Below are 24,464 nucleotides of genomic sequence, written 5' to 3'. Positions count from 1 at the left end.
GTGAAAAGCGTGTATGGTCGTTCCCGTGAACACCGTCATCGAGACCCGCGACCTCCGCAAGACCTTCGGCCCCACCGTGGCGCTCGACGGTCTCGACCTCACCGTCCCCGAGGGTGAGGTCCACGGCTTCCTCGGCCCCAACGGCGCCGGCAAGTCGACGACCATCCGCATCCTGCTCGGCCTGACCAAGGCCGACTCCGGCGAGGCCCGCCTCCTCGGCGGGGACCCGTGGCGTGACGCGACTGAGCTGCACCGCCGGGTCGCCTACGTCCCCGGCGACGTCGCCCTCTGGCCCAACCTCACCGGCGGCGAGACGATCGACGTCCTCGCCCGCCTCCGCGGCGGCATCGACGAGCGCCGCCGCGCCGAGCTCATCGAGCGCTTCGAGCTCGACCCGACGAAGAAGGCCCGTTCCTACTCCAAGGGCAACCGGCAGAAGGTTGCCCTCGTCGCGGCCCTCGCCTCCGACGCTCCCCTGCTCATCCTCGACGAGCCGACCTCGGGCCTCGACCCGCTCATGGAGCGCGTCTTCCAGGACGAGCTGCGCGCCGCGCGTGAGCGCGGCCACTCGGTGCTGCTCTCGAGCCACATTCTCAGCGAGGTCGAGCACGCGGCCGAGCGGGTGAGCATCGTGCGCGCCGGCCGGATCGTCGAGACCGGCACCCTGACCGAGCTGCGTCACCTGTCCCGATCGACGGTGCACGCCGTCGTCAGAACCCCTGTGGGACAGGACATTTCGGGCTGGCCGGGCATCGAGGACGTCGTCGTCGACGAGGCCGGCACCGACATCCGCTTCTCCGTCGACGCCGAGCATGTCGGCGACGCCGTCGGCCGCCTCGACCGCCTCGGCATCACGAACCTGACCTGCGAGCCGGCGAGCCTCGAGGACCTCTTCCTCGCGCACTATGCGCAGGCGCCCGAGAGCGTGACGGTCTGATGAGCGAGCTCACCGGCACCGGCACCCTGCTCCGCCTCGCGTGGCGGCGCGACCGCGTCCTCATCCCCGTCGCCCTCCTGGCTCTCACGGCACTCTCCGTCGGGTCCGCGCAGGCGACCCTCGACCTCTACCCGACCGAAGCCGCGGCCAAGGCCGGCCTCGGATCGGTCCTCGCGAACCCGGCCGTCGAGGCGATGTACGGCCCGATCGCCGCCGAGAACCTCGGCGCCCTGGCGGTCTTCAAGACCGTCGTCATGGGTGCCGTCTTCGTCGCCCTGTTGGCGTATGCCGTGGTGCGGCGGCACACGCGCGTCGAGGAGGAGGTGGGTCGCCTTGAGCTCGTCGGCGCCGGCGTCGTCGGCAGGCGCGCACCGCTCACCGCTGCGATGTTGCTCGCGGGGATCGCCGTCGTCGCGGCCGGGCTGCTCTCGGCCCTCGGGCTCATCGGCATCGGTCTCGACGCCGCCGGCTCGGTCGGGTTCGGCGTGGCCTGGGTCATCGCCGGCATCGCGATGGTCGGCGTGACAGCCGTCGCGGCGCAGCTCACGACGAGCGCGCGCGCCTGCGCCGGCATCGCCTTGAGCGTGCTCGCGGTGATGTTCGTCCTGCGCGCGGTCGGCGACACCGCAGGCGGCGGCGCGCAGGTGCTGTCCTGGGCCAGCCCGCTCGGCTGGGCGAACAAGGTCGGCGCCTACGGCCCCAACCGGTTCTGGGTCCTCGGGCTCGCCGTCGCCCTCGCGGCCGTGCTCGTCGGGCTCGCCTACTCGCTGCTCGACCGTCGCGACGTCGGCGCCGGGCTGCTCCCCTCGCGTCCGGGACCGGCGAGCGCCCGGCCCTCGCTCGGCACCCCGACCGGGCTGACCTGGCGACTCACCCGGCCGTCGGTCGTCGGCTGGCTCGCGGCGTTCGTCGTCCTCGGCGGCGTCCTCGGCAGCCTCGTCACCTCGGTCGCGGACATGGCGTCCGACCCGGCCGTCGTCGACATGCTCAGGAAGCTCGGCGGCAGCGCCGGGTCGATCACCGACATCTTCCTCGCGACCGAGCTTGCCTTCGTCGGCGTCGCTGCCGCGGCAGCGGGCATCGGCATCGCCCTGCGCGTCGCGAGCGAGGAGCGCTCCGGCCGTGGTGAGGAGGTGCTCGCGACGGCGACGTCACGATCGTCGTGGCTGGGCGCTCACGCCCTCATCGCGTTCGCGCTGCCCACGGTGCTGCTCCTCGTGCTCGCCCTCGTCGTCGGTCTCGGCGCCGGCGGGCAGGGCGAGGTGCCCGGCGTGAGCTCGATCCTCGGTGCGGCGGCCGCACGCATCCCGGCGGTGCTCGTCCTCGTCGCCGTCGCGCTCCTCGCCTCGGCCGCCCTGCCGCGATGGGCTCCGGCGATCGGGTGGGGTGCCCTCGCGGTCGCGTTCGCCCTCGGCGAGCTCGGCGCGACCATCGGCCTGCCCGACTGGCTCGTCAAGGTCTCGCCGTTCGCGCACGTCCCGCAGCTGCCGGGCGGCGAGTTCACGTGGACCCCGGTTCTCGTGACCACCGCGGTCGCGGCGGCGATCACGGCAGCCGCCTTCGCGGCATACCGCGCCCGCGATGTGGCCTGACCTCAGAGGCGGTGGAGGCGGACGCGGACGGGCTCGACCGGCGCCTGGGTGATCGTCGCCGTCACTGGCAGATGGTCGGTGTCGGCGAGCGCCGTGACCGAGTGCTCGCGCAGCAGCATCGCGAGCACGAGCACCGCCTCGGTCATCGAGAAGTACTGCCCGATGCACGCCCTCGGCCCGCCCCCGAACGGCATCCATGCATAGCGGTGGCGCTCCTTCTCCGCGCCGCCGAGGAAGCGGGACGGGTCGAACCGCAGCGGGTCCGGCCACAGGTCAGGGTGGCGCTGGATGTTGCGTACCGAGACCACGACCGCCATCCCTCGCCGCACCGGCGCTCCGGCAACCGTCGTGTCCTCGGTCGCCACCCGCCCGATCATCGGCGCCGACGGGTAGAGCCGCATCGCCTCCTTGAGGACGGCGTTCGTCAGGGTGAGGTTCGCGGCGTCGGCGGCGGTGGGTGTGCGGTCACCAATGACCTCGGCCACCTCTGCGCGCACCGCGTCCTGGATGTCCGTATGCCGTCCGAGCAGGTGGAGTGCGAACGTCAGCGCTGTGGACGTGGTCTCGTGACCGGCGAGCATGAAGACGAGGACCTGGTCGCGAATCTCGGTGTCGGACAACGCTTCTCCGTTGTCTCGGGCCGCGATGAGCCGGCCGAGGAGGTCGCCACGCTCGTAGTCCCCGCTCGCCCGGCGCTCGGTGATGAGCTGCTCGCACACCTCCCACAGGTCGGCGCGCGCCCGCAGCCCCCGCCGGTTGCGCGGCGTCGGCCACGTCATCGGCTCCTTGATCGGTGAGAGCCCACGCTGGATGATCGTGTCGGCCATCGGCGGGAAGGACCGACGCACCACGGGCACGGCATCGTCGCCGGACTCGCCGAAGAGCGCCCGCACGACGACGCGCAGGGTGAGCGCCATCATCGTGTCGCCGAGGTCGATGTCGGCCTCGTCACCGGAGGCCGACGTGGGCAGGGTCTCGAGGACGTCGGCGATCTCGGCGACCATGAGGTCGGTGTAGCCGTCGACGGCGCCCTTGGTGAAGACGGGCTGGACGAACCGCTTCTGCCGGGTCCACTCCTCGCCCTGCGCCGACAGCAACCCCTCGCCGATCCAGCGGCGCAGCTCGCGGTAGGCGCTGTCGTTCTTGTCGAAGCTGCGCCACGTCGAGCCGCCGAAGATCTGGGCCGCCGCTTCGGGGCTGCTGAACGCCATGAGCCCGAGCTTCGCCGAGCGCGGCCCGACGTGGAGCATGACGACGTCACCGTGGCTGCGCCAGATCTTCTCCAAGGTGGCCAGCGCGTCACGACCCAGCTCGCGCATGGCGACCCATCGGCCCAGGGGCACGGGCGGCTCGACGAGCGCGACAGGACCCGGTGACGACGTGTCGATGGCGTTCACGTCGCCGACGCTACGCGCTTCTACGCCTGTAGTCGATAGTCGGTAGCCAGGAATGTCACCCCGACACGGACGACTGCGTCAGGTGAGGTCGGTGCGCCCCTGTTCGGTAAGCCCCTCGACGACCTTCTTGACCTCCTGCGCCCGCTCCCGCGACGTCACGAGCACCGCGTCGCCGGTGTCGACGACGACGACGTCCTCGAGCCCGACCACCGCGATGGGCCGCCCTCCCCGAGGCACGACGAGCCCGGTCGACCCCACCGCCCGCACGAGGTCGGCGTCGCCGAGCACCCGCGGCCCCTCCCCCGGCTCGGGCAGCTGAGCGGCGAGGCTGCCGAAGTCGCCGATGTCGTCCCACGCGAAGTCACCGGGCACGACGGCGACGACGCCGATGTCCGCCGCCGGCTCCGCGACGGCGTGGTCGATGGCGATCTTCTCCAGTGACGGCCACAGCTCCTCGAGCCGCGACGGGTCCGCCGCGATGGCTCGCACCCCCTCGGCGAGAGCGGGGTGCCAGCGCTGGAGCAGGTCGAGCAGCGTCGCGGCCCGCACGACGAACATCCCTGCGTTCCACCGGAACTCGCCCGTCGCGAGGTAGGCCGAGGCTCGCTCCGCGGACGGCTTCTCGACGAACTGCCGCACCCGGCGGGCCGTGGCCACACCGGCGATCGGCGCACCCATCTGGATGTAGCCGAACCCCGTGGACGGGTGCGTCGGCTCAATGCCGATCGTCACCACCCGCCCCCCACGCGCGACCTCGACGGCCTCGGCCACGCAGGCCCGGAACGCGTCACCGTCAGGGATGACGTGGTCGGCGGCGAAGGACCCGATGATCGCCTCGGGGTCGCGCGCCTCGACGACCGCGGCCGCGAGACCGATCGCCGCCATCGAGTCCCGCGGCGACGGCTCCGCGAGGACCTGCGCATCCCCGAGCCGCGGCAGCTGTTCGCGCACCGCCGCGGCGTGCCCCGCCCCCGTGACGACGACCACGCGGTCGCCGGCCAGCGGGGCGACGCGTTCCACGGTCTGCTGGAGCAGGCTCGCGCCCGCTCCGGTGAGGTCGTGGAGGAACTTCGGGTTGCCCCGCCTCGACAGCGGCCACAGCCGTGTTCCCGCGCCTCCTGCGGGCACGACCGCCCAGAACCCGGGAATCTCGCCAGCACCAGTCTCAGACATGCGGGCCAGAGTAGCCACCGACGCGACATAGGATCCGACGCATGGACCTGTTGGAGCCGGTGCTCTTCACCGACCCCTGGGGATCGCACGTGTCCATCGCGAGTCTCCAGAACCGACCCATCCCGAGCCCTGAACCCGAGTCGGAGCTGTGGATGGGCGCCCACGAGAGCGGCCCCAGCGGCATCGTGCGCGACGGCACACCGACGACCCTCGCCGACGTCATCCGCGCCGACCCCGAGGGCGAGATGGGCGCACGGTGCGCCGCGGCATACGAGAACCGCCTGCCGTTCCTCCTCAAGGTCCTCGCGCCCGGGCGCGCGATCTCGATCCAGGCGCACCCCACCGCCGAGCAGGCGCGCGAGATCCGTGAGCACGACCGGGCCGCGGGCGACCCCGACGCGACCTACGTCGACGACTGGGCCAAGCCCGAGCTGCTCGTCGCGGTCTCGCCGTTCACGGTCTTCGTCGGTATGCGGACCCATGACGAGGTCTCTGCCCTCGCCAAGCGTCTTGGCGTCCCGCGCTTCTCGGGCCTCGTCGAGGGGACGAGCGGTGAGCCGGACCCGCCGCACGCCCTCCTCGCGGCGGTCCTCGCGGTGCCGGCGGCCGAGCACGCCGGGTTCGTGCGCGAGCTCGTCGCCGCGTGCGTGCGCGTGTCTGCGAGCGCCGACGACGACGGCCACCAGGCGGCCGCGGTCGTGCGCGTCGCCGAGGACCACCCCGACGACATCGGCCTGGCCGTCCTCCTCCTCATGTACCACCGCGTCCTCGAGCCGGGCGACTACATCGACGTGCCCGCGGGGGTGCTGCACTCCTACGTCAGCGGTCTCGGCGTCGAGGTCCTCGCGAACTCCGACAACGTCGTGCGGGCCGGGCTCACGAGCAAGCGCGTCGACGTCACCGAGCTGCTCCGCATCGTCGACGCAGACGCCGACGGCAGCGCCGGGCACGCCACCCCCGACCCCGAGCTGTCGGGTGTCGAGTCCTTCCCGAGCAGCTCGGACCGGTTCGCGCTGCGCCGGCTGCACTCCCCGGACGGGGTCGTCGTGCCGGGCGACGGCACCCCCCGGATCGCGTTCTGCCTCTACGGAGAGGTCACGCTCGCGAGCGCGGAGGCGAGCCTGACGCTGGGACCGGTGCGGGCGGCATACGTCGGCGCCCGCGACCGCGAGGTCACCGTCACCGGGAGCGGCGAGGTCTACCTCGTGACCCTGCCCGGTGTCTGACGTTCACCCGACGCTCACCTGACACACCACCGCTCGACGCCGACGCAGCAGCCGGAGCGAGGACCGTGGAGGCATGCGAGTCGCCATGGTGACCGAGTCGTTCCTGCCGACGCTCAACGGCGTCACGACGAGCGTATGCCGGGTGGCGCGGTCGCTGCGCGCCCTCGGTCACGAGGCGCTCATCATCGCCCCCGCCCCGGCACCCGAACGCTACGAAGGATTCGAGGTGCGCAGCCTCCCGTCGGTGTCGGTGCGGCAGTTCCCGACGGGCGTGCCGACCCCGGGACTGCGACACGCGCTCGAGGACTTCGAGCCGGACGTCGTCCACGCGGCGTCGCCGTTCATCCTCGGAGCCCGGGCACTGCAGCTCGCAGACCGGACCGGGACGCCGTCGGTCGCCATCTACCAGACCGACATGCCGAGCTACATCCAGCAGCACGGCCCCGGCCGCATCGGCTCCGGCGCCGCCAACGCTGCATGGCGCTGGATCCGCCGGATGCACGCCCACGCCGACCTCACCCTCGCGCCGTCGACGGCGACGCTCGCCGAGCTGCGCCAGCACGGCGTCCCGCGGACCGCCCTGTGGCGGCGCGGCGTCGACACCGCGCTCTTCTCGCCGCGCTGGCGTACCGACCCCGGCACCGCCGAGCTCAAGCGGGCGCTCGCGCCCGGCGGCGAGGTGCTCCTCGGCTACGTCGGCCGGCTCGCGCCCGAGAAGGAGCTGTGGCGGCTCACCGAGGTCGCCCAGATCCCCGGCACGCGGCTAATCATCGTCGGGGATGGGCCGAGCCGGTCGCAGATCGGCGCCCAGCTCACCGAGGCCGTCGCCTCGATGCCGGGCCGCCCGAACCGCTCGCCGGTCTTCCTCGGTCGCCAGAGCGGTGACGACCTCGCCCGCGCGTATGCCGCGTTCGACGTCTTCGTGCACACGGGCACCCGCGAGACGTTCGGGCAGACGCTCCAGGAAGCAGCCGCCTTCGGGCTGCCCGTCGTCGCGCCGGCACGCGGGGGGCCGCTCGACCTCGTCGACCACGGCCGGACCGGGCTGCTCTTCGACCCCGACCGGCCAGGGTCGCTGCACGACCACGTGGACGCCCTCGTCGGCGACGGCGACTGGCGGGTCCGGATGGGCGAGGCGGCCGAGGCCGCCGTGCGCGGTCGCTCGTGGGAGTGCCTCACCGAGCAGCTCGTCGGCCATTACCGGGCGGCGAGCGACGCCCGGTTCCGGCGGGCCGCATGACGTCGCATGAACAGGTGAGGCACCTCTCGGCGCCGGTCCCGTCTCGGGCGAGCCGTCGATCGAGGAGGGCCGATGCGTCGTGCGGCTCGTGCCCGGGGGCCTCGCCTCGGCGCTGACCGCTCTGGTCGGCGCCTCCGGTCGGCACGTCCGGTCAGCGGCGGCCGGTCAGCGCCGGCCGGTGACCCGGCGCAGGATCCCGGCCGCCGCGGCGAGACCGGTCGCGGCTGCCGCGCCGAGCGTGGCGCCGAGGGCGAGGGTGACCCGGTCGTCAGCCCGCTTGCGCACCGGCGCGCGCACGACGTCGGTGTGTCGGCCGTCGCCGGTGTACCCGCTCGTTGCGGCACGTCCGCTCGTGTCCTGCGCCGCGGGCGCTGCCGTCTCCGTGTCCCGGGCCGTCTCCTGCGGGGTCGCGGGACCCTCGAGCAGCTTGGCCCGCTGGCCCTCGGTGAGGTCTTCCTCGAGCATCGGGTCGAGGGAGTTCGCCGCCCACGCCGCGGACAGCAGCACGATTCGCGACATGAAGTTCAGCCACGCGAGGAGGCCGATGACGAGTGCCACGGACGCGAAGAGCGGGTTGCCGGTCGTGCTCGCGATGAGGGTCGTGCCGAGCAGCTTGAGCACGGTAAGTCCGATGCCGCCGACGACCGCCCCGCCGATGAGGCCGCGCCGGGGCACGTCGACCCCTGAGAGGAGGCGCAGCATGACGAGGACGACGACGCCGTCGAGCACCGCGCCGATGAGGAGCGCGAGGCCGCGCAGCAGCCACTGCTGGTCGCCGAGGCCGATGAGCCCGGCGATCCAGCCGGTGGCCGCGCTCGCGATGCCGGTGACGGCGGCCGACGCGACGATGGCCAGACCGATGAGCAGGAGCACACCGAGGTCGCGCAGCTTGGCGACGACGAAGTTGCCGACCGACCCGGTCACGCCGAAGACCCCGCGAATCCCCTCGCGCAGTGCACTGAGCCAGCCCAGCCCCGCCCACAGCAGACCCGCGACACCGACGAGGCCGGTGAGCGTGAGGGTGTCCCCGGACGGGGCCTCGATCGGGATGAGGCCCTCATCGCCCTCCTTGACGAAGCCCGGGAGCGTCTCGTTGAGGTAGTCCTTGATCTGGGTCAGCAGGCCGTCGTTGCCCTGGAGCACGAGACCGAAGACGGTGAAGGCGAGCGCGATGAGCGGGAAGATCGAGAAGAACGCGAAGTACGTCACGCCCCCGGCGAGGAGACTGCCGCGCGAGGTGCTGTAGCGCTGCCACGCCTGCCACAACCGCGTTCGCTGCACCCGGGCCCAGAGGTCCTTGAGTCGGTCCATGGACCTCAGCCTGTCAGACGTTCACGCCCCGAGGACGAACGGCGTCAGCGGGCGCCACATCCCGTCGTCGCTCTGGTGGAAGAGCTCGAACGAGGCGACCTCGAACGAGCACCGGAAGTCCGCGAGCTCGGCATACGCGACGTCGAGCCGCTCCTCGGGAAGGTGGTGGGCGACGGTGACGTGCGGGTGGTAGTTGAACTCCAGCTCGCGCGTCACCGGTCCGCTGCGCACCGCGGTCTCGAGGAGCTCGCACTGGGAGATGCCGGCGGAGACCTGGACGAAGACCACCGGCGAGAGGGGGCGGAAGGTGCCGGTGCCGGACAGCGTCATCTGGAACGGTGAGTGGGCCCGAGCCACCTCGTCGAGGTGAGACTCGAACTCCCCGAGCGCGGCCTCGTCGATCTCGGTCGGCGGGAGCAGCGTGACGTGCGGGGGGATGAACCGCGCCATCGGGTCACCGAAGCGTTCGCGCGCGTCCTGGAGCGTGGACCCCCACGGTTCGGGGATCGTGATTGCCACGCCATGAGTGGGCATGGGCTCGACCCTAGCGGCCGGCGGTGGGCACGGCGGTGGGCGCCGCGGCGGGCAGCAGGCCGACACGGTCGCGCACGCGCGCCATCGTCGCCTGCGCCACCTCGCGGGCCCGCTCGGCGCCCGAAGCGAGGATCCGGTCGAGCTCGGCCTCGTCGTCGAGGAGCTCGGTCATCCGCTTCTGGAAGGGCTCGATGGCCGTCACGACGACGTCGGCGACCTCCTTCTTGAGGTCGCCGTAGCCCTTGCCCGCGAACGAGTCCGCGACCTGCTGGACCGGGGTCCCCGACAGGACGGAGTGGATGACGAGGAGGTTCGACACACCGGGCTTGTTCTCGACGTCGTAGCGGACCTCGGTGTCGGTGTCGGTGACGGCGGACCGGATGTTCTTGGCGATCTTCGCCGGGTCCTCCATGAGGTCGATGAGTCCCTTGGGGCTCGACGTCGTCTTGCTCATCTTCGCCGTCGGCTCCTGGAGGTCCATGACCTTGGCGGACTCCTTGACGATGTAGGGCTCGGGCACGACGAGCGCCTCCCCGAAGCGGGTGTTGAACCGCTCGGCGAGGTCGCGGGTGATCTCGAGGTGCTGACGCTGGTCCTCACCGACGGGGACGTAGGCCGCGTCGTACATGAGGATGTCGGCCGCCATGAGCATCGGGTAGGTGAAGAGGCCGACGTTGGCGTTCTGCCCCTTGGCGGTCTTGTCCTTGAACTGCGTCATCCGGCTCGCCTCGCCGAACCCGGTGAGGCAGTTCATGACCCAGCCGAGCTCGGCGTGCTCGGTGACGTGGCTCTGGCAGAAGACCGCCGAGCGCTCCGGGTCGACGCCACCGGCGATGAACTGCGCCGCGGTGACGCGCGTGCGCCGACGCAGCACCTCGGGGTCGGTCGGCACGGTGAGGGCGTGCAGGTCCGCGACGAAGTAGTACGCGTCGAACTCGTCCTGGAGCTTCACCCAGTTGACCAGCGCCCCGAGGTAGTTGCCGATGTGGAGGCTGTCGCTGGTGGGCTGCATGCCGGAGAGGATCCGGGGCTGCCCCTGGGGAGCGTCGGAGGTCATGACCGCCATTCTGTCAGGCACGTCACGGAGCCGACCGCTGCCCATAGACTCGCGAGCGTGCCCTCGCTGAACGACGCGTTCCTCTCCGCCTTCGGCCACGCCCCCACCGGCGTGTGGTCCGCACCGGGCCGGGTCAACCTCATCGGCGAGCACACCGACTACAACGGCGGGCTCGCCCTGCCCATGGCCCTCCCCCAGCGCACCCGCGCCGCGGTGAGCGCACGCGATGACGACCTGCTGCGGCTGCGCTCCCTGCAGGAGGACGCCGTCGTCGAGGTGAGCCTCGACGAGGTGACAGGCGGCACCCCGGCCGGCTGGGCGGCATACGTCGCCGGAGTCCTGTGGGCACTTCGCGAGGGTGGGTATGCCGTCCGCGGCCTCGACGTCGTCGTCGACGGTGCCGTGCCGCTCGGTGCCGGTCTGTCCAGCTCGGCGGCGCTCGAGTGCTCGGTGGCCGCGGCCGCCTCGGATCTCTTCGGGCTCGGCCTGCTCGACACCGAAGACGGGCGCACGGTGCTGGCGACCGCGTGCCAGCGCGCCGAGAACGACATCGCGCTCGCCCCGACCGGCGGCATGGACCAGGCCGCCGCGATGCACTGCACCGAGCGGCACGCCCTGCGCCTCGACTGCCGCGACTTCAGCCACTCCCAGGTGCCGCTCGACCTCGAGTCACGCGACGTCGTCCTGCTCGTCACGGACACGCGAGCCAGCCATGCCCTCGCCGACGGCCAGTACGGCGCGCGGCGCGAGGACTGCGAGCGGGCCGCGGAGATCCTCGGGGTCGAGCTGCTCAGGGACGTCGTGGGACGGCCGCTCGACGAGACCTTCGCGCAGCTGCCCGACGACCTGCTGCGCCGCCGGACGCGGCACGTCGTCACCGAGATCGAGCGGGTCGACGCCGTCGTCACGGCGCTCGAAGCGGGCGACCTCGACGAGGTCGGGCGGCTCTTCGTCGCCTCGCACGAGTCGCTGCGCGACGACTACGAGGTGTCCGCCACCGAGCTCGACCTCGTCGTCGACACAGCCATGGCCACCGGTGCGCTCGGGGCGCGGATGACCGGCGGCGGGTTCGGAGGCTCGGCGATCGCGCTCGTCCGCACCGGTGACGTGGAGCGGGTGACGTCGGCGATCGCGACGGCGTTCGCTGACGGGCACCTCACTGCGCCGATGTCGTTCTCCGCCACCGCTTCTCGCGCGGCCACAAGGGACGAGTGAGTCAGGCGAGCGTCAGCTCGTAGTCGACGGTGAGCGGCGCGTGGTCGCTCCACCGCTGGTCGTATGCCGCCGCGCGGCCGACCTCCGCGCGCGTCGCAAGCTCGGCGAGGGGGCCGCTCGCGATCTGGTAGTCGATGCGCCAGCCCGCGTCGTTGTCGAACGCCTTCCCGCGCCAGGACCACCACGTGTACGGGCCCGGCCCCGGACCGTGAAGGCGGCGGTGCACGTCGACGTAGCCGTGATCGGCGGCCCACCGGTCGAGATGGGCCTGCTCCTCCGGGAGGAACCCGGCCTTGCCGACGTTGCCCTTCCAGTTCTTGAGGTCGTCGGCGCTGTGGCACACGTTGAGGTCACCGGTGAGGACGGCATACCCACCACTTTCGGCAAGCGCCGACAGGCGCGCGCCGACGGCATCGAGGAAGCGCAGCTTCTCGTCCTGCTTCGGGGTGCGGGCTTCGCCGGTGTGGACATAGGTGGACACGACGGTGACGGGGCCGTGCGGGCCCTGCACGTCGACCTCGACCCAGCGGCCGGCGTCGGTGAACTCGACAGGGCCGATGTCACTGCTCGTGCGGCTCGGGGGCTGGCGGGTGAGGACGGCGACGCCGGCGTGGCCCTTGGCGCGACCGGGTGCGTGGGTGACGTGCCAGTCACCGAGGCCATGGTCGGCGAGCGTCGTCCGCAGCTGGTCGTCGGAGGCGCGAACCTCCTGGAGCGCGATGACGTCGGCGTGCTGGTCGACGAGCCAGGCCAATCCGCCACGTCGTGCGGCAGCGCGGATTCCGTTGACGTTGGCCGAGATGAGTCGCATCGCGCATGAGGTTAACGGTGCGACGGTTAGGGTGACGACATGGCTGCTGACGAGCCGGTCTCCCACACCGCCGCTCCGGCCGACGCCCGGGGCGGTGGCCACGTCCTCGTCGTCTGCACCGGCAACGTGTGTCGCTCGCCCTACATCGAGCGGCTCCTTGAGCGCGACCTCCGGGGCACCGGCATCAGCGTCTCGAGTGCCGGCACCGGGGCCCTCGTGGGCTCGCCCATGGACCCGCACATCTCGGTCCGGCTCGACAGCGCCGGAGCGCCTGCCGACGGGTTCACGGCGCGACAGGTCACCCGTCGCATGATGGCCGCGTCCGATTTGGTCATCACCGCAACCCGCGAGCACCTCCAGTCGGTCGTGTCCCTGCACCCGAAGGCGTGGCGCTACTCCTTTGCCCTGCTCGACCTCGCAGACCTTCTCGGCGTGGTCGACGAGCACGACCTCGCCGCGACCACCGCCGACAACCGCGTCGCCGCGATCGCCGCCGCCGCTTTCGCGAAGCGCACCGCCGTGGCGCCCCGCCCGCCGGACCAAGCGAACATCATCGACCCCTACCGTCAGCGGGGTGAGGTCTTCGACCGGATGGCCGCCGAGATCGGCGGGGCCCTCCCGACCGTGACTGCGGCACTGCGGGGCTGACTTTCGCTCAGTCGCGGCCGAAGAGGTCCCGCGTGTAGACCTTGTCGGACACGTCGTCGAGCACGTCACTCACCCGGTTCGCCACGATCACGTCGGCCCGCTTCTTGAACTCGTCGAGGTCGCGGATCACCTCGGAGTTGAAGAACCGCTCCTCCTCGAGCGCCGGCTCGAAGAGCACCACCTCGATGCCCTTGGCCTTGATGCGCTTCATGATCCCTTGGATGCTCGACACCCGGAAGTTGTCCGAGCCGGCCTTCATGATCAGCCGGTACATCCCGACGACCCGCGGCTGCCGACGCAGGATGTCCGCGGCGATGAAGTCCTTGCGCGTCGTGTTCGAGTCGACGATGGCGCGGATGAGGTTCTGCGGCACGTCGCTGTAGTTCGCGAGCAGCTGCCGGGTGTCCTTCGGCAGGCAGTAGCCGCCGTACCCGAACGACGGGTTGTTGTAGTGCGACCCGATCCGCGGGTCCAACCCGACCCCGTCGATGATGGCGCGCGTGTCGAGACCGTGCGACACGGCATACGTGTCGAGCTCGTTGAAGTAGGCCACGCGCATGGCGAGGTACGTGTTGGCGAAGAGCTTGATCGCCTCCGCCTCAGTCGGGTCGGTGACGAGCAGCGGCACGTCATCGTCGAGCGCACCCTCGAGCAGCAGCTCCCCGAACCGCCGGGCCGCGTCCGAGCGCCCGCCGATGACGATGCGGCTCGGGTGCAGGTTGTCGTGCAGCGCCCGCCCCTCGCGCAGGAACTCCGGCGAGAACACCACATCGAGCGAGGGGTATGCCGTCCGCATCCGTTCGGTGAAACCCACCGGCACCGTGGACTTGACGACGACGGTGGCCCCGGGCGCGAGCGTCACGACGGAGGCGATGACCGACTCGACCGACGACGTGTTGAAGAAGTCGCGGTCGGGGTCGTAGTCGGTCGGCGTCGCGATGACGACGTAGTCCGACCCGGGGAGGGCTTCGTCCGCCGACGTCGTCGCCGTGAGGGCGAGGTCGCTCCCGGAGAGGTACTCCTCGAGCTCGGGGTCGACGAGCGGCGACTCGCGCCGGTTGACCTGGGCGACGCGCTCGGCGTCGAGGTCGACGGCGGCCACCTCGTGGTGCTGGGCGAGGATGACTGCGTTGGAGAGACCGACATAGCCCAGACCCACGACGGAGATCTTCACGGCGGTCACGCTACCGGTCGGCTGTGTCGCATCGCCCACCGCGGCCGTTCCGTGGGCCACAATGGCAGCCATGCAGACCCCTGAGATGACCAAGCGCCTGCTCGCGGAGTTCGTCGGCACCTTCTGGCTCGTCTTCGGCGGCTGCGGCGCGGCGATCTTCGCCGCGGGCTTCATGTCGACCCCGACCCTCGGCGCCGGCAACCCGGTCCACCTCGGCATCGGCTTCCTCGGCGTCGCGCTCGCCTTCGGCCTGACCGTGCTGACCATGGCGTATGCCGTGGGGCACGTCTCCGGTGGTCACTTCAACCCTGCGGTGACGATCGGCGTGACCATCGCCAAGCGCTTCGAGTGGAAGGACGTCCCGGGCTACGTCGCCGCCCAGGTCCTCGGCGGCCTCGCCGCCGGTGGCGCCCTGTGGGCCATCGCTCACGGCCGGGACGTCTTCGACGCCACCGGCAACATGGCCGCCAACGGGTACGGCGCGAACTCCCCCGGCGGCTACAACATGGTCGCGGTGCTGTGCGCCGAGGTGCTGCTGACGATGTTCTTCGTCTACGTCATCCTCGGCGTGACCCGCGAGAGCGCCCCGACCGGCTTCGCCCCGCTCGCCATCGGCCTCTGCCTCACGCTCATCCACCTCATCTCCATCCCGATCTCGAACACGTCGGTCAACCCGGCCCGCTCGACCGCGGTGGCGTTCTTCAACGGTGCGGGTGCCCCCGGGCAGCTGTGGCTCTTCTGGGTCGCACCGATCATCGGTGCCGCGATCGCGGGTGCGACGTTCCACCTCATCACCGGCATCGACCGCCGCGACCGCGACATCACCGGCTCGGTCCGCCGCGAGGACGAGGTCGTGCCCGAGGGCGTCGACCCCGACGCCCCGCGCCTGCACCGCTGAGGCCCGAAGCAATCCGCTTGTTCCGGCCATCCGCGGCGTACCGTGAAGCATGAGCATCGAGAAACGCCCACGAGCGGACGGTCCGCGACCGCGGAGCGTCCGGACGTCTCACGCTCTACCCCCCGATGAGCTCATCGCCCGAGCGCGACGGACCCCACGGGTGGACCCCGATCAGCTTCGCCGTGACGTTGACACGTCGGTGGACCTGACGCTGGACGATGACGGCATACGGGCGGCATACGGGCGACCTGAGAGGCAACCACCCGCGCACGATAGATTCGGGCGCATGGCGAAGATCATCTACACCCTCACCGACGAGGCACCGCTCCTCGCAACCCACTCGCTCCTCCCGGTGATCGAGGCCTTCGCCTCCACCGCGGGCGTCGACGTCGAGACCCGCGACATCTCGCTGGCGGGCCGCATCCTCGCGGCGTTCGCCGACCAGCTGCCTGAGGACCAGCGCACCGCCGACGCGCTCGCCGAGCTCGGTGAGCTTGCGACGACGCCCGAGGCCAACATCATCAAGCTGCCCAACATCAGCGCCTCGGTGCCGCAGCTCAAGGCCGCCATCAAAGAACTCCGCGCGCAAGGCTTTGATTTGCCGGACTACAGCGACGAGCCGAGCACCGACGCCGAGCGGGACGCCAACGCCCGCTACGACAAGGTCAAGGGCAGCGCGGTCAATCCCGTCCTGCGCGAGGGCAACTCCGACCGCCGCGCCCCCGCCGCCGTCAAGAACTACGCCAAGGCGCACCCGCACTCGATGGGTGCGTGGAGCGGCGACAGCAAGACCGAAGTCGCGACGATGGGCCGGGACGACTTCGCGAGCAACGAGCAGTCCGTCGTCATGCCCGCCGACGACACCCTCGTCATCCAGTGGGTCGGGGAGGACGAGACGAAGGTCCTCAAGGACGGCCTCAAGGTCCTTGCCGGTGAGGTCGTCGACGCCACCGTCATGCGCGCTGCCGCGCTCGACGCCTTCCTCACCGAGCAGATCGCGCGCGCGAAGGCCGAGGACGTCCTCTTCTCGGTCCACCTCAAGGCGACGATGATGAAGGTGTCGGACCCGATCATCTTCGGCCACGTCCTGCGGGCCTTCTTCCCGAAGACCTTCGAGCGGTATGGCGCCGACCTCGCCGAGGCGGGCCTGTCACCGAACAACGGCCTCGGCTCGATCCTCGACGGTCTCTCCGCGCTCGACAATGGCGACGAGATCCGCGCGTCCATCGAGGCCGAGCTCGAGGACGGCCCGCGCCTGGCGATGGTCAACTCCGACAAGGGCATCACGAACCTGCACGTCCCGAGCGACGTCATCATCGACGCGTCGATGCCGGCGATGATCCGCACGTCGGGCCACATGTGGGGCCCGGACGGCGAGGAGGCCGACACCCTCGCGGTCATCCCGGACAGCTCGTATGCCGGTGTGTACCAGGCCGTCATCGACGACTGCCGCGCGAACGGCGCGTTCGACCCGACGACGATGGGCTCGGTCCCCAACGTCGGCCTCATGGCGCAGAAGGCCGAGGAATACGGCAGCCACGACAAGACCTTCGAGATCACCGAGCCGGGCCGCGTCCAGGTCGTGAACTCCGCCGGCGAGGTCCTGCTCGACCACGAGGTTCAGCAGGGCGACATCTGGCGCGCCTGCCAGACCAAGGACGCTCCGATCCGCGACTGGGTAAAGCTGGCCGTGACCCGCGCGCGCGCCACCGGGGACCCGGCCGTGTTCTGGCTCGAAGAGAAGCGCGCCCACGACCGGAACCTCATCGCCAAGGTGCGGGAGTACCTGAAGGACGAGGACACCGAGGGCCTCGACATCCAGATCCTCTCCCCCGTCGACGCAGCGAAGCTCTCCGTCGAGCGGATCCGCAAGGGCGAGAACACGATCAGCGTCACCGGCAACGTCCTGCGTGACTACAACACCGACCTCTTCCCGATCCTCGAGCTCGGCACGTCGGCCAAGATGCTCAGCGTCGTCCCGCTCATGAACGGTGGCGGACTCTTCGAGACCGGCGCCGGCGGCTCGGCCCCGAAGCACGTCCAGCAGCTCACCTCTGAGAACTACCTGCGCTGGGACAGCCTCGGCGAGTTCATGGCGCTGGCCGAGTCCTTCCGCCACCTCGCGACGAGCACCGACAACGCCAAGGCGCAGGTCCTCGCCGACACCCTCGACCGCGCGACCGAGACCCTCCTCCAGGAGAACAAGTCCCCGGCGCGCAAGGTCGGCCAGATCGACAACCGCGGCAGCCACTTCTACCTCGCCCTCTACTGGGCGCAGGAGCTCGCGAAGCAGACCGACGACGCCGACCTCGCCGCCGCCTTCGCGCCCGTCGCGGAGAAGCTCACCGCCGACGAGCAGAAGATCAACGACGAGCTGCTCGCCGTCCAGGGCTCGCCCGCGGACATCGGCGGCTACTACCGCCCCGACGAGGACAAGACGAACGACGTCATGCGCCCGTCGGCGACGTTCAACGAGGCCCTCGCCACCCTGCGCTGACCACCGACCGATTGCGCACAGTTCGCCTCCGACGCGGAGCGAGGAGGCGAACTGTGCGCAATCAGTCGCGCATCAGGTCGAGTTTCATGCCGACGTGGGTCGCGGCGAAGCCCAGCCGCTCGTAGAAGCGGTGGGCGTCGTCGCGGCTCGCGTCGGTCGTCAGCTGGACGAGCACGGCACCACGCTCGCGGGCCCGCTCGACGGCCCAGCGCAGAAGCAGCTCGCCGAGCGCCTGTCCGCGCCGTGACGACGCGACCCGCACGGCCTCGACCTGCGCCCGCAGCGCCGCACGACGCGACAGCCCCGGCAGCAGCGTGAGCTGGAGCGTGCCGACCACCTCGCCCCGGTCGTCAAGGACGACGAGCTCGTGAGCGGGATCGGCGTCGACCCGCTCGAAGGCGTCGAGGTATGCCGTGAGGTCGCCGGTGTCTTCGCGCGCAGCACCCAGCGGGTCGTCGGCGAGGAGGGCGACGATCGCCGGCACGTCCTGACGGGTCGCCCGCCGAACTCGCGGCCCGGCAGGGTCCTCCGTCACGGGTAACCGTTGGGGTTGGTGCTCTGCCAGCGCCACGTGTCGGCGCACATGTCGTCGATGGTGCGGGTGGCCCGCCAGCCGAGGTCGGCCTCGGCGCGGGACGGGTCGGCATACGAGGCGGCGATGTCGCCGGGCCGGCGGGCGACGATCTCGTAGGGCAGCTCGCGTCCCACCGCCCGCTCGAAGGCGTGCAGCAGCTCAAGCACCGAGGTGCCGCGGCCGGTGCCGAGGTTCCACGTGCTCACGGCGTCGTCGGTGGCGCCGAGCTTGTGCAGCGCGGCGACGTGCCCGGCGGCGAGGTCCTCGACGTGGATGTAGTCGCGCACGCCGGTGCCGTCCGGGGTCGGGTAGTCGTCGCCGAAGACCATGAGCTTGTCCCGGCGTCCGACAGCGACCTGCGCGATGAACGGCATGAGGTTGTTCGGGATGCCACTCGGGTCCTCGCCGATCGTGCCGCTGGCGTGCGCCCCGACGGGGTTGAAGTAGCGCAGCAGCGCGATCCGCCACGACGGGTCGGCGACGGCCATGTCGCGCAGCACCTGCTCGTTCATGACCTTCGTCCAGCCGTACGGGTTGGTCGCCGACGTCGGCGCGTCCTCGGTCATCGGCACGACCGGCTCGGCGCCGTAGACGGTGGCCGAGCTGGAGAAGACGAGCTTCTTCACCCCGTGGCGCGACATGGCCCGCAGCAGCGACATCGTCGTGTCGAGATTGTTCTCGTAGTAGTCGAGCGGCTGCTCGACGCTCTCCCCGACGGCCTTGAACCCGGCGAAGTGGATCACCGCGTCGATGGGGGTGTCGACGAAGACGGCCTCGGTCTTGTCCCGGTCGGTGAGGTCGAACGAGCGTACGTCGAGCGGCATACCCGTCAACGCCTCGAGCCGGCCCACGACGGACGGCTTGGCGTTGGCGAAGGAGTCGACGACGGTGACCTCGTGCCCGGCAGCGACGAGCTGGACGACGGTGTGGGAGCCGATGTACCCGGCACCGCCGGAGACGAGAACGCGCATGGCCCCCACCCTAGAGCCGCCGCCCGGGACACCGTCGGAGGCGCCCACCCACGGCACCGGACCCGCTGATAGCGTCACGAACGACCACACTCGCCCGCCTGATCGCCAGAAGAGGTACCCATCGTGAGCTCGACCCCCGTCAAGGTGGCCGTGACCGGCGCTGCCGGCCAGATCGGCTACAGCCTGCTCTTCCGCATCGCCTCCGGTGCGCTCCTCGGCCCGGACACCCCCGTCGAGCTCCGCCTCCTCGAGATCACCCCGGCCCTGAAGGCGCTCGAGGGCGTCGTCATGGAGCTCGACGACTGCGCCTTCCCGACGCTGGCCAAGGTCGAGATCGGCGACGACGCGACGAAGGTCTTCGACGGCGTCAACCACGCCCTCCTCGTCGGCGCCCGCCCGCGCGGCCCGGGCATGGAGCGCGGCGACCTGCTCGAGGCCAACGGCGGCATCTTCGCCCCGCAGGGCAAGGCACTCAACGAGGTCGCTGCCGACGACATCCGCGTCACCGTCACGGGCAACCCGGCGAACACCAACGCCCTCATCGCGATGAGCAACGCGCCCGACATCCCCACCGAGCGCTTCTCCGCGCTCACCCGCCTCGACCACAACCGCGCGATCAGCCAGCTCGCGGCCAAGCTCGACGTGCCGGTCACCGAGATCCGCAAGATGACGATCTGGGGCAACCACTCCGCGACGCAGTACCCCGACCTCTTCCACGCCGAGGTCGGCGGCAAGAACGCGGCCGAGACGGTGAACGACCAGGACTGGCTCGAGAACACCTTCATCCCGACCGTCGCGAAGCGCGGCGCCGCGATCATCGAGGCCCGCGGCGCGTCCTCGGCCGCCTCCGCCGCGAGCGCGACGATCGACCACGCCCGCACCTGGGTCGAGGGCACAGCCGACGGCGACTGGGTCTCGATGGCGGTCCGTTCGGACGGCTCCTACGGTGTCGAGGAGGGGCTGATCTCCTCGTTCCCCGTCACCGTCTCCGGCGGCCAGTGGAGCATCGTCCAGGGCCTCGACATCGACGACTTCTCCCGCGGCAAGATCGACGCCTCGGTCGCCGAGCTCGCCGAGGAGCGCGACGCCGTCAAGGGACTGGGCCTCATCTGAGCGGTGAGCGTCACCTGACCTTCGGGTCACCTTCGGTGAGAGGGCCGGTATGCCGCGCGCGCGGCATACCGGCCCTCTCGCCTTCCCGGGTCCGGACGTCACGAACAACGTCAGGAATTTCTGCACAATCTCCTGTGTGATCTATGGACTCTCGCGCATCGCGCTGGCAGGGTTCGGCGTGGGGTCGCGACGTGGCGGCCCACGACCAGGAGGAAGAGCGTGAGAACGACCTTCATGAAGAAGGCCGGGGTGCTCGGTGCCGCCCTCGGCTGCGCCGTCGCCGCGAGCGCGGTGGCCGTGCCGGCCACCGCCGCCCCGACCGAGGGACCGACGTCGTTCGTCGTCGTCCAGGGCAGGACGGGCACCGACAAGGCCGTCGCCGCGATCGACGCCGCCGGCGGAACCGTCGTCCAGGAGTGGCCGCAGATCGGCGTCGTCATCGCCACCGCGAACGACGACACCTTCGACGACGAGGCGCGGACCGAGCCCGGCATCGTCGCCGCCGGCCCGACCCGGAACATGCGGGCCTACCAGCCCACGGCGGGCATCACCCCCGACGGCGTCGTCCAGGGCCTCGGCCCGGGCACCTCCGGCGGTGACGACACCAAGGAGCCGCTCAACGCCAACCAGTGGGACATGCGCCAGATCGGTGCCGACAAGGCGCACCTCATCACCGACGGCAACCGTGACATCACCGTCGGCGTGCTCGACTCCGGCATCGAGGCCGACCACCCGGACCTCGCGCCGAACGTCGACGCCTCGCAGTCGGTGAGCTGTGTCGACCGCGGGGTGCCGAACACCGACCCGAAGGCGTGGCAGCCCACGAACTCGATGCACGGCACGCACGTCGCCGGCTCGATCGGCGCCGCCCGCAACGGTGTCGGCATCGTCGGCGTCGCCCCGAACGTCAAGCTCGCCTCCGTCAAGGTCGTCGACGACGACGGATACATCTACCCCGAGTACGCCATCTGTGGCTTCGTCTGGGCTGCGGACAAGGGCATGGAGGTCACGAACAACTCGTACTTCATCGACCCGTACTACCTGTGGTGCAAGGCCAACCGTGACGAGCAGGCGACGATCCTCGCCGTCCAGCGTGCGCTGAAGTACAGCGAGAAGAAGGACGTCGTCAACGTCGCCGCTGCCGGCAACTCCGGCTGGGACCTGTCCAAGCCGATCACCGACACGGGCAGCCCGAACAACCTGCCCGAGGGTGAGACGCCCGTGGTCCGCGAGACCGACCAGCGCTGCTACGACATGCCGACCGAGATCGGCAACACCGTCACGGTCTCCTCGGTGGGCCCGACGGCGGTGAAGTCCTTCTACAGCAACTACGGCCGCAACGTCATCGATGTCGCCGCACCCGGTGGCGACTCGCGCGTCCCGGCGGACACCCCGGACAAGAACGGCCGCATCCTCTCGACCGTCCTCGACGGCAAGTGGGGTTACGCGCAGGGCACGTCGATGGCGTCCCCGCACGCCGCCGGTGTCGTCGCGCTCATCCGCGGCACCGACACGAGCCTGAACGCCAAGCAGGCGATCTCCACGCTGAAGCGTGAGGCCGACCAGCTGCCGTGCCCGGCGTTCTACGACGCCGACAAGGACGGCGTCAACGACGCCACCTGCGAGGGCAAGAAGACCGGCTCCGGCTACTACGGTGCCGGACTGGTCGACGCCCTCGAGGCCGTCACCCCGTGACCTGAGCCCTCAGGTCCACACTGGGCCCGGCCGACGCCGGGCGCCGACGAAGGCCCGCATCCCGATTCCCGGGGTGCGGGCCTTCGTCGTATGCCGTCCGCTCAGCCGCCGTCGCGGGATGAGCGCGGTCACCTCAGGGACTCGCCGCGAGGAAGATGAACGCCGCGAAGAGGGTGAGGTGCACGCTCGCCTGCAGACGGGTCGCCCGCCCCGGGACGACCGTGAGCACCGCCGTGACGATGGTGATCGCGAGCAGGACGATCTGGGTCGGCCCCAGCCCGAGGTGCAGCGGGGTGTCGATGAACAGCGTCGCCACCGCGAGGGTCGGGATCGTCAGGCCGATTGAGGCCATCGCCGAACCCATGGCGAGGTTGATGCTCGTCTGGATGCGCTCGCGTCGGGCCGCATTGACGGCGGCAATCGTCTCGGGCAGCAGCACGAGCAGGGCGATGACGACGCCGACGAAGGAGTGCGGGAGGCCGGCGGCGTCGACGGCGGCCTCGATGGACTTCGACTCGACCTTGGCGAGCCCGACGACCGCCACGAGGGACAGGACGAGGAACCCGAGCGAGAGCCACGCCTGGGCGTTGCTCGGCGGGTCGGCGTGCTCGTCCTCGTCGTCGGTCACCGGGCCGCCGTCGCGGGCCACCGGGAGGAAGAAGTCGCGGTGGCGCACGGTCTGGGTGAGGACGAACGCGGCATACAGCAGCAGGGAGGCGATGGCCGCGAAGGCGAGCTGGCCACTGGTGAACTCGGGCCCCACCTCGCCGGTGGTCACGGTTGGCAGCACGAGGCAGACGGTGGCGAGCGTGGCGACGGTGGCGAGGGCGCCGCCGGTGCCCTCGGCGTTGAACTGCACGGTGTTGAAGCGGCGGGCGCCGACGAGCAGGGAGATCCCGAGGATCCCGTTGACGGTGATCATCACGGCGGCGAACACGGTGTCGCGTGCAAGGGTCGCCGTGCCCTCTCCCCCGCTGAGCATGAGGGTGACGATGAGCGAGACCTCGATGACGGTGACGGCGACGGCGAGGACGAGAGAACCGAACGGTTCGCCCACCCGATGGGCGACGACCTCGGCGTGGTGGACGGCGGCCAGGACCGCGCCGCCGAGGAGGACGGCGACGATCCCGACGACGACGCCCGAGATCGAGCGGCCCCACGTCAGCGCGAGCGCGACGAGAGCGAGGACCGGGACGACCGTGGTCCAGTGGAGCTTGTTCGTGGGCGCGGCTGCTGCAGCCATCAGCCCTTCCCGCCGGTGTGGGGCGAGGCAGCCTCGCGCGCGGCGGCCTGCTTCTCGGCGATCTCGACAACGTTGGTGAGGAGCATCGCGCGGGTCATGGGGCCGACGCCTCCGGGGTTCGGGCTGACCCAGCCGGCGACCTCGGCGACGTCGGGCGCGACGTCGCCGGCGATGACGGAGCGGCCGTCTTCGACGACCCGGCTCACGCCGACGTCGAGGACCGCGGCACCGGGCTTGACCATGTTCCCCGTGATGAGGCCGGGTACCCCGGCTGCCGCGACGACGATGTCGGCGCGGCGGACCTCGGCCGCGAGGTCGATGGTCCCGGTGTGGCACTGCACGACAGTCGCGTTCTCGGAGCGGCGGGTGAGGATGAGGCCGAGCGGACGACCGACGGTGATGCCGCGGCCGACGGTGACGACCCGGGCACCGGCGATCGGGACGTCGTAGCGGCGGAGCAGCTCGATGCAACCGACGGGCGTGCACGGCAGCGGCGCGTCTTGGCCGAGCACGAGCCAGCCGAGGTTCATCGGGTGCAGACCGTCGACGTCCTTGGCCGGGTCGACGGTCGCGAGGATGCGGTTCTCGTCCAGACCGGTCGGCTGCTGGACGAGGAAGCCGGTGCAGGCCGGATCCTCGTTGAGCTCGCGGACCACGCCGAGGACGTCGTCGAGAGTGGAGTCGGCGGGCAGGTCGCGACGGATGCTCGCGATCCCGATCTCGGCGCAGTCCTTGTGCTTGGCATTGACGTACCACGTCGAACCGGGGTCGTCGCCGACGAGGACGGTACCGAGCCCGGGGGTGATGCCGCGTTCGGCGAGGGCAGCGACCCGGCCGCGCAGCTCCTCCTTGATCGTCGCGAGGATGGCCTTGCCGTCGAGAGTCTGTGCCGTCACGGGTCGATTCTCCCAGACGCGACCGAGCCCGCCGACCACGCGCTCACGCGGCGCCGCCGTGCACCCCCCGCGCAAGAGAGGTGCCTTTGCTCCAAGATCTCGGAGCAAATGTGGTTGTTTGCTCCAGGATCCCGGAGCACTAGCGTTGTTTGCTCCAGGATCCCGCAGCACTAGCGTTGTTTGCTCCAGGATCCCGGAGCACTAGCGTTGTTTGCTCCCGTATGCCGGAGCAAAGGCACCTCTCGTGAGCGCACCTTCGCGG

General features: G+C 71.0%; 21 protein-coding genes. 10 read left to right on the top strand and 11 right to left on the bottom strand.

What is annotated here, in order from left to right; translation table 11 throughout:
* Window positions 1-13 precede the first annotated feature (13 nt).
* Window positions 14-937 carry an ABC transporter ATP-binding protein gene (locus BCF74_RS06600; protein WP_106297164.1) on the top strand — a complete coding sequence of 308 codons (924 nt, stop codon included), beginning with the start codon at window positions 14-16 and terminating at the stop codon, window positions 935-937.
* Window positions 937-2,529, top strand: coding sequence for an ABC transporter permease (locus BCF74_RS06595; protein ID WP_106297163.1), 1,593 nt, complete (start codon window positions 937-939; stop codon window positions 2,527-2,529). The genes BCF74_RS06600 and BCF74_RS06595 overlap by 1 nt, the downstream gene beginning before the upstream one ends.
* Window positions 2,530-2,531: 2 nt before the next feature.
* Here the strand turns inward: BCF74_RS06595 and BCF74_RS06590 are convergent, their stop codons facing one another.
* Both BCF74_RS06590 and BCF74_RS06585 read right to left on the bottom strand, forming a co-directional pair.
* Window positions 2,532-3,926 carry a cytochrome P450 gene (locus BCF74_RS06590; RefSeq protein WP_106297162.1) on the bottom strand — a complete coding sequence of 465 codons (1,395 nt, stop codon included), beginning with the start codon at window positions 3,924-3,926 and terminating at the stop codon, window positions 2,532-2,534.
* Window positions 3,927-4,004: 78 nt separating this feature from the next.
* Entirely contained in the window at window positions 4,005-5,099 is a 1,095-nt protein-coding gene (locus BCF74_RS06585; RefSeq protein WP_106297161.1) for a mannose-1-phosphate guanylyltransferase, read from the bottom strand.
* A gap of 41 nt (window positions 5,100-5,140) precedes the next feature.
* Here BCF74_RS06585 and manA point away from each other — a divergent pair, with 41 nt between their 5' ends.
* Together manA and BCF74_RS06575 are read left to right on the top strand one after the other, a co-directional pair.
* Window positions 5,141-6,325: a mannose-6-phosphate isomerase, class I gene (gene manA / locus BCF74_RS06580; protein ID WP_106297160.1), complete on the top strand. Its 1,185-nt coding sequence runs from the start codon at window positions 5,141-5,143 to the stop codon at window positions 6,323-6,325.
* Window positions 6,326-6,398: 73 nt separating this feature from the next.
* A complete protein-coding gene (locus tag BCF74_RS06575; protein ID WP_170070157.1) occupies window positions 6,399-7,565 on the top strand; it encodes a glycosyltransferase family 4 protein in 1,167 nt (388 codons plus the stop codon).
* Between the two features lie 165 nt (window positions 7,566-7,730).
* Here BCF74_RS06575 and BCF74_RS06570 read toward each other — a convergent pair whose 3' ends face one another.
* Genes BCF74_RS06570 through trpS form a run of 3 tightly spaced genes read right to left on the bottom strand, consistent with a single transcriptional unit; the run spans window position 7,731 to window position 10,467 of the window.
* Entirely contained in the window at window positions 7,731-8,876 is a 1,146-nt protein-coding gene (locus tag BCF74_RS06570) for a YihY/virulence factor BrkB family protein (protein WP_106297159.1), read from the bottom strand.
* Between the two features lie 21 nt (window positions 8,877-8,897).
* Window positions 8,898-9,395: a 2'-5' RNA ligase family protein gene (locus BCF74_RS06565; protein ID WP_342747554.1), complete on the bottom strand. Its 498-nt coding sequence runs from the start codon at window positions 9,393-9,395 to the stop codon at window positions 8,898-8,900.
* A 25-nt stretch (window positions 9,396-9,420) separates the two neighbouring features.
* The gene (trpS, locus tag BCF74_RS06560) at window positions 9,421-10,467 is read right to left on the bottom strand and encodes a tryptophan--tRNA ligase (protein WP_425432806.1); all 1,047 of its coding nucleotides are present in this window, start codon (window positions 10,465-10,467) and stop codon (window positions 9,421-9,423) included.
* A gap of 57 nt (window positions 10,468-10,524) precedes the next feature.
* On the opposite strand from trpS, the gene galK reads away from it, so the two are divergent.
* Complete coding sequence (galK, locus tag BCF74_RS06555) at window positions 10,525-11,682, top strand: galactokinase (RefSeq protein WP_106297156.1); 1,158 nt, start codon at window positions 10,525-10,527, stop codon at window positions 11,680-11,682.
* Between the two features lies 1 nt (window position 11,683).
* Here galK and BCF74_RS06550 read toward each other — a convergent pair whose 3' ends face one another.
* The gene (locus tag BCF74_RS06550; protein ID WP_106297155.1) at window positions 11,684-12,493 is read right to left on the bottom strand and encodes an exodeoxyribonuclease III; all 810 of its coding nucleotides are present in this window, start codon (window positions 12,491-12,493) and stop codon (window positions 11,684-11,686) included.
* A 39-nt stretch (window positions 12,494-12,532) separates the two neighbouring features.
* On the opposite strand from BCF74_RS06550, the gene BCF74_RS06545 reads away from it, so the two are divergent.
* Entirely contained in the window at window positions 12,533-13,141 is a 609-nt protein-coding gene (locus BCF74_RS06545; protein ID WP_106297154.1) for an arsenate reductase/protein-tyrosine-phosphatase family protein, read from the top strand.
* Between the two features lie 7 nt (window positions 13,142-13,148).
* Here BCF74_RS06545 and BCF74_RS06540 read toward each other — a convergent pair whose 3' ends face one another.
* Window positions 13,149-14,315, bottom strand: a complete 1,167-nt coding sequence (locus BCF74_RS06540) for a nucleotide sugar dehydrogenase (protein WP_106297153.1) — start codon at window positions 14,313-14,315, stop codon at window positions 13,149-13,151.
* Window positions 14,316-14,376: 61 nt separating this feature from the next.
* Between BCF74_RS06540 and aqpZ the strand changes: the two genes are divergently transcribed.
* Window positions 14,377-15,213, top strand: a complete 837-nt coding sequence (aqpZ, locus tag BCF74_RS06535; RefSeq protein WP_106297152.1) for an aquaporin Z — start codon at window positions 14,377-14,379, stop codon at window positions 15,211-15,213.
* A gap of 286 nt (window positions 15,214-15,499) precedes the next feature.
* The gene (locus BCF74_RS06530) at window positions 15,500-17,710 is read left to right on the top strand and encodes an NADP-dependent isocitrate dehydrogenase (RefSeq protein ID WP_106297151.1); all 2,211 of its coding nucleotides are present in this window, start codon (window positions 15,500-15,502) and stop codon (window positions 17,708-17,710) included.
* 61 nt (window positions 17,711-17,771) lie between these two features.
* On the opposite strand, the gene BCF74_RS06525 is transcribed toward BCF74_RS06530, so the two are convergent.
* Both BCF74_RS06525 and galE read right to left on the bottom strand, forming a co-directional pair.
* Entirely contained in the window at window positions 17,772-18,245 is a 474-nt protein-coding gene (locus tag BCF74_RS06525; RefSeq protein ID WP_106297150.1) for a GNAT family N-acetyltransferase, read from the bottom strand.
* Entirely contained in the window at window positions 18,242-19,255 is a 1,014-nt protein-coding gene (galE, locus tag BCF74_RS06520; RefSeq protein WP_106297149.1) for a UDP-glucose 4-epimerase GalE, read from the bottom strand. The genes BCF74_RS06525 and galE overlap by 4 nt, the downstream gene beginning before the upstream one ends.
* Window positions 19,256-19,378: 123 nt before the next feature.
* On the opposite strand from galE, the gene BCF74_RS06515 reads away from it, so the two are divergent.
* Entirely contained in the window at window positions 19,379-20,368 is a 990-nt protein-coding gene (locus BCF74_RS06515) for a malate dehydrogenase (RefSeq protein ID WP_106297148.1), read from the top strand.
* A 219-nt stretch (window positions 20,369-20,587) separates the two neighbouring features.
* Window positions 20,588-22,063, top strand: coding sequence for a S8 family peptidase (locus BCF74_RS06510; protein ID WP_218279212.1), 1,476 nt, complete (start codon window positions 20,588-20,590; stop codon window positions 22,061-22,063).
* A gap of 133 nt (window positions 22,064-22,196) precedes the next feature.
* On the opposite strand, the gene BCF74_RS06505 is transcribed toward BCF74_RS06510, so the two are convergent.
* Window positions 22,197-23,306: a calcium:cation antiporter gene (locus tag BCF74_RS06505; RefSeq protein ID WP_106297146.1), complete on the bottom strand. Its 1,110-nt coding sequence runs from the start codon at window positions 23,304-23,306 to the stop codon at window positions 22,197-22,199.
* Window positions 23,306-24,202 carry a bifunctional methylenetetrahydrofolate dehydrogenase/methenyltetrahydrofolate cyclohydrolase gene (locus BCF74_RS06500; RefSeq protein WP_106297213.1) on the bottom strand — a complete coding sequence of 299 codons (897 nt, stop codon included), beginning with the start codon at window positions 24,200-24,202 and terminating at the stop codon, window positions 23,306-23,308. Before BCF74_RS06500 ends, BCF74_RS06505 begins: the two co-directional genes overlap by 1 nt.
* Window positions 24,203-24,464: the final 262 nt, after the last annotated feature.

Origin of the sequence: Knoellia remsis (assembly GCF_003002895.1) — a bacterium.
Taxonomy (GTDB): Bacteria; Actinomycetota; Actinomycetes; order Actinomycetales; family Dermatophilaceae; genus Knoellia; species Knoellia remsis.
This window is presented reverse-complemented; position numbering and strand designations above follow the sequence as displayed.

Coding starts and splice junctions, on each gene's coding strand:
- BCF74_RS06600 (WP_106297164.1), top strand. CDS start 14: ATGGTCGTTCCCGTGAACACCGTCATCGAGACCCGCGACCTCCGCAAG.
- BCF74_RS06595 (WP_106297163.1), top strand. CDS start 937: ATGAGCGAGCTCACCGGCACCGGCACCCTGCTCCGCCTCGCGTGGCGG.
- BCF74_RS06585 (WP_106297161.1), bottom strand. CDS start 5,099: ATGTCTGAGACTGGTGCTGGCGAGATTCCCGGGTTCTGGGCGGTCGTG.
- manA (WP_106297160.1), top strand. CDS start 5,141: ATGGACCTGTTGGAGCCGGTGCTCTTCACCGACCCCTGGGGATCGCAC.
- BCF74_RS06575 (WP_170070157.1), top strand. CDS start 6,399: ATGCGAGTCGCCATGGTGACCGAGTCGTTCCTGCCGACGCTCAACGGC.
- BCF74_RS06570 (WP_106297159.1), bottom strand. CDS start 8,876: ATGGACCGACTCAAGGACCTCTGGGCCCGGGTGCAGCGAACGCGGTTG.
- trpS (WP_425432806.1), bottom strand. CDS start 10,467: ATGACCTCCGACGCTCCCCAGGGGCAGCCCCGGATCCTCTCCGGCATG.
- BCF74_RS06550 (WP_106297155.1), bottom strand. CDS start 12,493: ATGCGACTCATCTCGGCCAACGTCAACGGAATCCGCGCTGCCGCACGA.
- BCF74_RS06545 (WP_106297154.1), top strand. CDS start 12,533: ATGGCTGCTGACGAGCCGGTCTCCCACACCGCCGCTCCGGCCGACGCC.
- aqpZ (WP_106297152.1), top strand. CDS start 14,377: ATGGCAGCCATGCAGACCCCTGAGATGACCAAGCGCCTGCTCGCGGAG.
- BCF74_RS06530 (WP_106297151.1), top strand. CDS start 15,500: ATGGCGAAGATCATCTACACCCTCACCGACGAGGCACCGCTCCTCGCA.
- galE (WP_106297149.1), bottom strand. CDS start 19,255: ATGCGCGTTCTCGTCTCCGGCGGTGCCGGGTACATCGGCTCCCACACC.
- BCF74_RS06505 (WP_106297146.1), bottom strand. CDS start 23,306: ATGGCTGCAGCAGCCGCGCCCACGAACAAGCTCCACTGGACCACGGTC.